The organism is Candidatus Villigracilis sp. (genome assembly GCF_057083605.1).
This window is the reverse complement of the sequence record NZ_JBXMTI010000057.1, coordinates 1-8,028: the sequence shown is the minus strand read 5'-3', so window position 1 is coordinate 8,028 and position 8,028 is coordinate 1. Positions and strand designations below refer to the sequence as shown.

5 protein-coding genes and 1 pseudogene are annotated in these 8,028 nt (G+C 48.9%); 1 reads left to right on the top strand and 5 read right to left on the bottom strand.

The window, feature by feature from the left end; all coding sequences use genetic code 11:
* Nucleotides 1-195: 195 nt before the first annotated feature.
* The 5 genes from AC14M5_RS08860 to AC14M5_RS08840 form a co-directional block, all read right to left on the bottom strand.
* Nucleotides 196-1,941: a vWA domain-containing protein gene (locus tag AC14M5_RS08860; protein ID WP_484029294.1), complete on the bottom strand. Its 1,746-nt coding sequence runs from the start codon at nucleotides 1,939-1,941 to the stop codon at nucleotides 196-198.
* Nucleotides 1,942-2,123: 182 nt separating this feature from the next.
* On the bottom strand, nucleotides 2,124-2,867 hold the full coding sequence (locus AC14M5_RS08855; protein ID WP_484029293.1) for a hypothetical protein: 744 nt from the start codon (nucleotides 2,865-2,867) through the stop codon (nucleotides 2,124-2,126).
* Nucleotides 2,868-2,908: 41 nt separating this feature from the next.
* Nucleotides 2,909-5,347 carry a DEAD/DEAH box helicase gene (locus AC14M5_RS08850; protein WP_484029292.1) on the bottom strand — a complete coding sequence of 813 codons (2,439 nt, stop codon included), beginning with the start codon at nucleotides 5,345-5,347 and terminating at the stop codon, nucleotides 2,909-2,911.
* 68 nt (nucleotides 5,348-5,415) lie between these two features.
* The gene (locus AC14M5_RS08845; protein WP_484029291.1) at nucleotides 5,416-5,784 is read right to left on the bottom strand and encodes a GIY-YIG nuclease family protein; all 369 of its coding nucleotides are present in this window, start codon (nucleotides 5,782-5,784) and stop codon (nucleotides 5,416-5,418) included.
* Nucleotides 5,785-5,917: 133 nt separating this feature from the next.
* On the bottom strand, nucleotides 5,918-7,591 hold the full coding sequence (locus AC14M5_RS08840; protein WP_484029290.1) for a site-specific DNA-methyltransferase: 1,674 nt from the start codon (nucleotides 7,589-7,591) through the stop codon (nucleotides 5,918-5,920).
* Between the two features lie 99 nt (nucleotides 7,592-7,690).
* On the opposite strand from AC14M5_RS08840, the pseudogene AC14M5_RS08835 reads away from it, so the two are divergent.
* Nucleotides 7,691-7,963 (top strand): annotated as a pseudogene (locus tag AC14M5_RS08835) (HU family DNA-binding protein); the annotation flags it as partial.
* Between the last annotated feature and the right edge of the window lie 65 nt (nucleotides 7,964-8,028).

The following is an 8,028-nucleotide window of genomic DNA, read 5'->3' as shown; positions in this document are numbered from 1 at the left end:
GCCTGGTGCAGGAGCGCTACGGGTACACCCGTGAACAGGCCGAAAAAGAGGTCACGCGCTTCATCGAACAGATCGAGACCAACAAGAAGAATTAGGCGCGGTCCGAAAGCTTTGCCTCGCCCCGTTTTCGGGGCGAGGCATTTTTATGGAAAAGTATGCGGTTCGCTGATTTCGGAGGGTCGAATCACTGTGTTTTTACCGCGTCTGCACCGTGAGCACTGCTTTTGTCGTGATGTTAATTCCAGCTAACTCACCAGCACTGATCCCATCATAGACTCCATTGGAGCAATCCTGAAACAGCTTTTGACCGATGTAATCACTCCCGGCCTGGTCGGTGACCATGACAACCAGATCATATGATTTTGAAGATTCACCCAAATTCCCAAAATAAACAGGCACACTCCAGCCTCCGCCTCCTTGCACCGGATATGGGGAAGGTGACCCTCCACAGGCATTCGGCGATTGCGGGTAAAAAGGTCCATTCGGAGGGTACACAAATATCCAAATGATCGTATTGGGTGGTAGGTCGGTATACCCACCACTTGCAGAAATAGGATCGCCGGCTGTAATGCCGGTTGTACAAGGGGCTGGCGCATTGATCCAGGCGGAGCCGCCAAAGGAGGCAGTGTCAATGTATGGACTTGTAGATTGACAGATAAACGGTGGTAGTGGCGTAATGCTGGGGGTAACTGTTTTCGTACTGGTAGGAGTAAAGGTTGGCGTATTGGTTGGTGTTAACGTGGGAGGTTCAGTTGGCGGGATGATGATGGTTTCACCCGGTCGCGGCGTGTTGGTGCGGCTGGCTGTGGGGGTGATCGTCGGCGGGTTTGTGGGTTGGGCGGCAATCGTGGTATTGACGTAATTCGTCACATTATTAATCACCGTGGTATTGGATTGCAATAACTGAAAAACCGTCTGTGGCGCCTGGGCGTTGACCTGTTCTGAGATACTGCTGAGGCGTTCAGCGATCGTTTGAGTCTTTATGCCGTTTTTGTCATCGATGATAATGATCTCGCTATAAATGTTCAACCCGGCAGTGTTCTCAGTGATCTCGAAATATCGTGCCAGTTCTTCCCACTCATCATGCCCCTCACAATTATCTTCGGAACCGGTGATGTAAATCAGCGTTTTGACCGAGTTCTCTGGCAGGTTGGTGAATTGATTCCTGGCCAGGACAAAGGCTTTGTAAAGCGAACCCCCGCCGCCCGGTTGCAGTTGACCGACCTGCGCACCCACAGCCTCCCGGCTGGTAAAAGGCACGGTCACGCCTTCCGGTGCTTCACACGGATTTGAAATTCCTGCATTTGGCGCACCGCCAATCGCCACCAACCCAAAATTGGCTCCGCCTTCAAGCCCCACCAGAAGAGAGTCAACCGCTCGCAGCGCAGAATCCCATTTGGATTGCACTTCAAAGGATTCGGTCATTCGCAGGGAGGCATCCAGGACGAACATGTAGTAAATGCCCTGCTCTTTCGGAGTGGCAGTGGGGATTGGGGTGAAAGTAAATGTAATGGTGGGACTCGCAGTATTGGACGGTGTCTGGGTAAAAGTCGGTGTCAGTGCAGGAGGGTCGATCAAATTTCTTAGCGTTTTTTCACCTAGACCGAGTCCCGATGCAAACAGTATGGTTACAAGCAAGCTGCTAAATGTCCATCTGAGTGTTTGGAAAACCCTCTCCTTGTTCAAAACTTTTTTTGCGTCGGGATCCAACTCTTTTGTCACATCCACAAAGAGACTGATCAGCCACGGCAGCTTTTGGGTCGTCTGGCGCTTGCGCCTTTGGTTCCAGAAGAGGATTTCTACGATCAGCAAGACCAGGAGTACCAGCCCTCCAAGTATCAGCTTTCTTTCCAGCGGCCATTCAACAATACCGATAAATGTTCCGAGCAGACCAAGGATTAAACCCAGCACGCCACCGACGCCAATAATAAGTCGGACCATCTCTCCTGACTGAGAATTGGCGTTTTTTGTAGGTCGCTTTTTGGTTTGCATTTCTCCACCTCTTTCCTCGATCGATTTAATTATTGCGAATGACTCCGACTGCTGCTGGCAATAGCCAATCTGATCCAGAGCCGCTAACGAGCCCCTCAGCCGCCTGCCCAGACCTGATATTTCATTTGAAATTAAGGACAAAGCCTGATGTAATCGTATGCAAAGGTACCTGAAGTTGCGTTGTGTACAGGGTCGATTCGTAGCGTGTTGACGACAGGGGTAGAAATCCAGTCGGCGTCATCAGTGAGGTCAATGTTGATGGTTTGCCATCCGCTATTCGTCAGGAGACCATATAACATATGCCTTTCGCCTATGAAGTTTTTATTGTTTTCAGGATTCCACATCACTTGACCGTTTATCTCATCGGCTGAGATGTCATAGCCAATTGCCAGCACCGTATATTTTGAGGTGTCGATATTCAGGTTTTGTGGACTGAGGATACTCGGATCAAATCTATTAAACTCACCTCGCAATGCCCCGTCCACGGCTCTAAGGTTATTCACCCTTAGGTTGACCTGCCATCCTTCGCGATCACCGTTCGTGTTGAATTCCCACCCGATGCAAGCTAAATCAGAAGTGGGCGAGGCGCTGGAAGTCTCGGTAATTGGAATGGCAGTGGGCGCTGGTGTTAAGGTGTCTGTTGTAGTTGGTTGTACGGTAAAGGTCGAGACCGGGGTAAATGTCCGTGTTTCAGCTGGCTGTAGTGTGCTGGTGGGCGATGCGATATTGGTGGTGGTTGGGAAAAGAGTACTGGCCATACGTTCAGCGAACGGGGTGCCCAAGGCGATAATCGCAACGAGTACGGCTGCAATTGCAGTAATCTTGGCGGCAGTAACGGCAGAATTTTCTTTGTTGCTCTTTGACTTTCTTGTCATGCCTGTTTTTCCCTTCCACAATCCGTATTCTTGACTTTATATTATCCCAGCTTCGCCATTATCGCATTCCAGTCCGGTCCCTGGGGCATGCTAAAGAGACATTGCCCAGCGCTCTTGTCTTCCCAGACCTGACCGATGACACGCTTTTCTTTTGAGTCATCATCGCTCCAGCGGTCGAAGCCTTTGTATTCGACGACGAGAAAGCGCCCATCGGTTAACTCACAGACAAAATCAGGGTAGAAACGATCGGTGGAGGTTTGGAGCCAGAAGGCATGTCCCGGGCGACCTTCGAGGTTGCGCACCCAGCGTTTGACTTTGGGATGGTTATCGAGCAGTTGGGCGCATTGGAATTCTTCGCCTTCAGCTTTCATATCGCCAACCACTTTGTAGTAATGCTTCTTGAATTTGTGTCGCCCTTCGAATAAGGAGTTAGGCGGGTAGGGATATTCTTCAGGGTCAAAGGTGAAAAGTAAATCAGGTGTGACAACTATTTCGTATTCAGTTGTGGAGAACAAGGTTTTCTGAAATACATCTGATTTTACAGATTTACGGATGCCATCCACTTTCTTGCGGGCGGCTTCTTTGAGGCGGTATTTCTCGCGCCATAGTTCGCCCAATGTCCAGCGACGCTTTTCGAGCAGGCGTTCGACCATGCCGAGGAAGAAGATATGCGATTCTTCGTGCGGCACATCCCGGTGTGGAATGTTCTGGTCGAGCCAGTTCGCAAGCACCTCTTTTGTGACCTTCTGATCGGACGCGAGCAGGAAATTCTGCGCATGCAGATCAGTAATGAAATTCGATGAGACTTTGCCTTTTTCATCAATATCCAGTTCGACGCTGATGCCCGTGGGAGCATCTTTGGGAAAGTCTGCCTCGGAAAGATAAGGGTCTTGTTTGGCTAAATTGAGGGAAGCTTCATCAAGGAAACTATCGTCGAATTGTTCAAGGAAATCGCCCATATCCACGGCTAACTTAGGAATCGAGAATGGCGTGGCTTGTTGCGAGGGTGTAACGATTTGTTCGGTCTGGGGTGTTTCAGCGGTTGTCTCGTCGTCATCCTGACCAAACCAATAACCAGTGTCCGCCAGCGCCTGTTGTTGAGCATAGTAAATGAGGTCTTTTACTTCTGTTCTCTCAAAGCCATTTTGAATGAGTGCATCGGCTAAATTGCTGGCAGTGTTCGCAAAGTGCAGGGAAGTGGCAAAGGCGTATGCACGATTGAGTTCAGGGTGTTGCTTCGCTTGCGCATTGGGTTGGCGCAGGACTCGACCCAGGATTTGTTCTACCGCGGTTGCGCCAACTTGTTCGGCAACCGTGCAAAGAATATAAGCAAAGGAACAATCCCAGCCTTCCCGCAGGGCTTGTACCGTGAGGATGTAGCGGATGGGACATTCAGGCGCGAATAAATCAATATTCGTAATCTCGTAGTTATCACCTGTGGCAATGGCAATTTGCTCTGCAGGGATTTGATTATCTTTGAGCAAACATTCTTTCACCACTTCCACGGTGACCGGGTTCGTGCCACGTTTGGGTTGCGCCTGCAGCAGCACAATCGGGCGGAGGTATTCGCCAGTTTCAGAGCGTTCGGCGCGTGCAATGGCTTCGAGTTCGTTGCGTTTGGCGATTGCCTGTGAAATGGCAACACGCCAATCCTGTTGGGTTTCCAAATAAATCGGAAGTTTGATCATCCCTTCGGCTTTGAGTTCTGCGGCAGAGACGGTATGCAAAACGTTGCTGGGGTAATCTTCGGTATCGGGCGTTGCGGTGAATTCCAAAATAGCGGAGGGCGCGAATCGCTTTAGCGTGGCAAATGAAAGGTCGGTGCGGGCGTTGTGGGCTTCATCCACAATCACCAGCGGACGATGCAAAGCCAGCACGTTGGCGAGCGAATAAACGGGGGAGCCATCTTCCAGTTTTTCAAGACCAGCCAAAAGGGCAGGTTGAAGCGCAGCGGGGAAGTGTCCCATAAGCGAACCGTTTTGTTCGTAGACTTTGCGTCCTTCTGTCTCCTCCACACGAAAGGCTTGCATAGTTGAGACGATGATCGTGACGCCGTGCAGTTGGGAAGATTGGACGGATAAGGCTTCGCCAATATCCAACACGGTGACATTGCTCCCAGCAGTTTCTATTGCCTTACGATAGGGATGCTGGCGATTACGCAGGGCTTTGAGGGTTTGCTCACGGATGGTATTGGAGGGAACGAGCCACAGGATCAACGGCTCTTCGGTGTGCAGGTATTCGGTTTTGGCAACCGCGATGGAGTGTGCGGCAACGAGTGTTTTACCGCCGCCCGTTGGCAGGCGCAGACACACATAAGGCACCTGGGCTAATTCGGGCGCTGGGAGGTAGGGAACACTCAAGCCAAAGCGCTCGATGGAGATATCGGAAAAAGCCAGGTGTGGTTTCCCGAACCGCAGGCAGGCTTGAAAGAATTCCCGCAGTGTTTTGAGCGTACGCTTTTGATACTCTTTGAGTTCCATAATTTACCTATGTAGTGTCATTGCGAGGGCGGTGCTCTTTCGCCCGAAGCAATCTCCTCGTCAAGGTGTCATTGCGAACCGTTCTTTGGCGAAGCAATCTCCTGTTGCGAGGAGACTGCTTCGCTGTCGCTCACAGTGACACTTCCATAATATTCCTCAAATAAATCTTTCCATTCAGAATTGAGGCTTTCAATCAAAGCAATTTTCTTCTTTCTCGAACCTGCTTTGATTTGCTTCTCACGGGCAATGGCGCTATTGATATCATCACCGTTTTCAACATATACCAGTTTCGTTATGTTGTACTTTTTAGTAAAACTGCTTCCTTCACCTGACTTATGTTCGAGAACTCTGCGTTGAAGGTTATTGGTAACACCTGTATAAAGAACCGTATTGTGAGTATTGGTCATGATGTAAACGCAGTATTCTCGGTTTGACATGATTACATCCTATCTATAGTGTCATTGCGAGGAGGGCGCTCGCCTGCCCCGATGCTTTTTCGGGGTCCCGACGAAGCAATCCCCTGGTTATTGGGAGATTGCTTCGTCGCCCTACGGGCTCCTCGCAATGACACTAAGAGCTCTTCACCTCATACGGGATCTGACGGAACGTGATACCCAATTCCCGGAGCTTCTCCTCGCTCAACAAGCAGCCTGTTCCATAAATAATCTTGGAACCTGCATGTTTTGGCAGAGATTGGAGTATAGAACGAGTAAGCACATTACCGCCGTTGGCTTTCTTGTCTTTCAAAATTCCATTGTAGAGCAAATAGACGGCTGTATCATTGTAAACACCCAGCAAAGGAAAATGCTTTTTAGCATTCTTCGCCAACGGCTGCCCTGTTTCAACGAAGTAAACATGTTGCGCCAGATCGTTGTATTTCACTTCCTCACGGATTTGACCATCAGCATCGAACAAGGTTACGCCTAATTCACAGTAGCGGAAGCCACCACCGAGACCTTTTTCCTTCTTTTTCTTGCCCTTGGTATCTTTGTAATTGTAGCCTTCTATCACACGCTTTAAGCGTTCGGCTGTGATAGTTTTAGCAATGTCATTATCCACTTCAACCAGAATAAAGCGGCGGTTACCGCTATCTTCCTTATTCAGTTGTAAGACAGTCTGACCCGTTGTGCCACTTCCTGCAAATGAATCCAAAACAAGATCATCGCTCCTTGTCGCTGCTCGAACAAGTGACATAACAAGACTTACAGGTTTAGGGTAGGAAAACGTTTTTGTTCCAAAGATTTTTTGAAGAAGTTTGCCACCTTCTTGATTCATACCTGTTGTCAATATGGCAAGATCATATTCTGCTTCTTCAGCAGATAGCTCTTTTGTGTTTGCACCAGAAGATTCGATCCAACTTGAAACAGGTGTTGGCTTTAAGTTCTGAGGGTCATAATAAGTCTTGTATCTCGGACGTTGCATATTACTGTCTTGTTCATCTGGCCAGATTATTAAACCAGCTTCAATGACTTTATTCATCGTCTCCGGATAAAAGCGCCAAACTCTTTCAGGATTTGGTTTATAAACCTTTCCGGTTTTTGGATTGGTAATTGAGTAAAACTGACCAGGTCTTGCATCTTTGCCCATTCCAACAGTTAAATCTGTACTAGCATAGAAGCCCTTTTTATCCTGATATGGATAATTTTCAATGCCTTTTTCAAGTCCATAAAGATTTATTTTGTTTTTGTCTTTAGCAAACACTAGAACATACTCATGGTCTACTGAGAGAGGAGTTCCGCTCATTGCGGAAGAACTGCGCCGTTTCCAGACCAAACATCCTATGTCATTAGCATAGCCGAATATTTCATGCAATAACAAGCGTAAGTTTGCCATTTCAAATTCGTCAATGCTCACAAACAAAACCCCGTCATCTCTTAGGAATTCCCATAACAATGTTAATCGTGGATACATCATACACAGCCACTTATCATGGCGTGTCATATCCTCATTTTCCCTGCCTACAACATTTCCCAACCATCCTTTTATTTCAGGGCTATTCACCTTATCGTTATACGTCCAACCTTCTTCACCCGTATTGTAGGGCGGGTCAATGTAAATGCACTTCACTTGTCCCGCATAGTAGGGGAGTAGGGCTTTCAAGGCTTCGAGATTGTCGCCTTGCACGAGCAAATTCCCTGAATCATTGCCCACGGATAACTTGTCAATGGGCTTGAGCAGGCGGAAGGGTACTTCCTTGTGGTGGTTTACAACGGCGTCTTTACCGATCCAATTGAGGGTGGGCATGTGTGTGTGGGGTCTCCGGTGTGATGAGTTCAATCGTACCCAAAAAACCCTGTCGGGGCAAGGTGACAACGGTGGCAACCCTATAACGCTAAGAAGTTCTACCCCTCCATTCAATCCAGCGGTCGCCTGACCCTGCGCGAACTGGCGGAGCAGGCTTCGCAGATGTCCACCCTTACCACCACCGACATCGTCGCCGCCATTGAGTCATTCGTACCCAGGGAACTGGCCAAAGGCAACATCGTGGAACTGGACGACTTCGGCAGTTTCTGGCTCAAGACCAACACCGCAGGCGCAGAGACCGCCGAGGAAATGCGCGCCGCCCAGATCAACACCGTCCTGCCGCGCTTCAACAATTTGAGAGATTTTTCGTAAACTCGTCATGGTAATATGGCTAGAGTGATGACCCAAAATATTGCAATTGCCAGAAATTCCTGTAC

Bases quoted from the DNA above. Each gene is read 5' to 3' on its own strand.
- AC14M5_RS08860 (WP_484029294.1), bottom strand. From the start codon at position 1,941: ATGGTCCGACTTATTATTGGCGTCGGTGGCGTGCTGGGTTTAATCCTT.
- AC14M5_RS08855 (WP_484029293.1), bottom strand. From the start codon at position 2,867: ATGACAAGAAAGTCAAAGAGCAACAAAGAAAATTCTGCCGTTACTGCC.
- AC14M5_RS08850 (WP_484029292.1), bottom strand. From the start codon at position 5,347: ATGGAACTCAAAGAGTATCAAAAGCGTACGCTCAAAACACTGCGGGAA.
- AC14M5_RS08845 (WP_484029291.1), bottom strand. From the start codon at position 5,784: ATGTCAAACCGAGAATACTGCGTTTACATCATGACCAATACTCACAAT.
- AC14M5_RS08840 (WP_484029290.1), bottom strand. From the start codon at position 7,591: ATGCCCACCCTCAATTGGATCGGTAAAGACGCCGTTGTAAACCACCAC.